This window comes from Methanophagales archaeon (genome assembly GCA_021159465.1).
Taxonomy (GTDB): domain Archaea; phylum Halobacteriota; class Syntropharchaeia; order Alkanophagales; family Methanospirareceae; genus G60ANME1.
This window is the reverse complement of sequence record JAGGRR010000090.1, coordinates 1-1404: the sequence shown is the minus strand read 5'-3', so window position 1 is coordinate 1404 and position 1404 is coordinate 1. Positions and strand designations below refer to the sequence as shown.

Below are 1404 nucleotides of genomic sequence, written 5' to 3'. Positions count from 1 at the left end.
TTAGTCGTGTTTCAAGATCGGTTAAAATTATAAAAAATCCTAAGGGAGACACCTCCAGCAGGTTAAATGTGGAGGAGGTGAATCCCAATGGATATTACCGTCTCTCTCCAAATAAAAATAACGTTTGATGGGAATAAAAAGGTATCGGTCGGTAATGTAGCAACTGCGGTGAAGGAACTTGGATTAGAACAGAAGGTAACAGAAGCGGTAATTGAAAGAGTGGATGAAGAGCTGATTGAGAAATACTGTGGGGGAAAGTATGCCAGAGGTAATAGCAAGAAGAGATACCAGCGTGCTGGCAGTGTAGAACGCCATCCTGTGACATCTGTGGGAAAACTCAATCTCAGGTTGCACAGGGCTAGGGATAAAGAGGAAGAGAAGATCTTCTTGCCCGTGGAAGATAGAGTAGAATTTGATGGAAAGAAGGTCTATCAAGAGGACATTTCTATGATTAGCGCTGAGCTTGCTACCAGGCTCACCTATCGAGATGCGGTGAAAGAGGGGAAGCAGTTCATAAAAGACTTCCCTTCTGCATGCACAATAAACCGTAGGGTTATCGAGTACGGCGAGAAGATCAAAACGTTCAACAGGGATGAGATCACAGATGCAAGTGTCGAAGTTGCATTTGCTGATGGCACTAAGACCCATTCACAGGAGAAAGGGAAGAGCAAAAATCGCGTGAATGTTGTTCTGGGCGTAAGTAATGGGAAAAAGGTTCTCCTGGACGCAAGGGTGAATAAACCCTGGAAGGAAACGGCAAGCAAACTCGAGGAGGCTGCTGCATTGGATAAGGAGGCGGTAATCATCGGTGATGCCGATAGAGAGATGAGAAATGCGCTTGTGAAAGGCGAAAGGAGATTTCAGCTGGATTTGATCCACGTGCTCCGCGATACCAGCTTTAAGCTATGGCAGGACAGGGAAATGACGCTGGAAGATAGGAAAGGGATAATCAGAATGCTGGAAACCCTCCTCTTTTCACTGAAGAATTCAGTGGAGAAACATAGAAAGGATGGGGATTTGGATGCATTGAAAGGAAGGATCAACTCCACGGTGGATGGATTGAAGAAGCTGGCAAATGAACTCCTGAAACTCGGCTGTTCTAAGGCTGCTTCCTTTATCCGGGATTATTCTAATACTATTGTAACCTTTGCAGTACTGGCGTTCAAGGGAAGAAAGGTGCCATGGAATTCAAATCTCATAGAGAGGTTAATGGGAGAGACATCAAAAAGGACAAAACATAAGTGGATGAGATGGACCACTAAGGGTCTGGAGACAATTCTTAACCTCATTCTGGCGAGGTATGTATCTGAAGAATCTTACCTGGTGTTCAAGCACAGGATAATGAAAAGTGATAACTTAAGATTTATAAAAGGTGAGGTTGAAATTATATCTGCTGGAGGTGAA

General features: G+C 44.1%; 1 protein-coding gene. It reads left to right on the top strand.

From position 1 onward, the window contains the following. Nucleotides 1-87: 87 nt before the first annotated feature. The coding region (locus tag J7J01_04700; protein MCD6210180.1) for a transposase at nt 88-1404 on the top strand (1317 nt) is incomplete at its 3' end.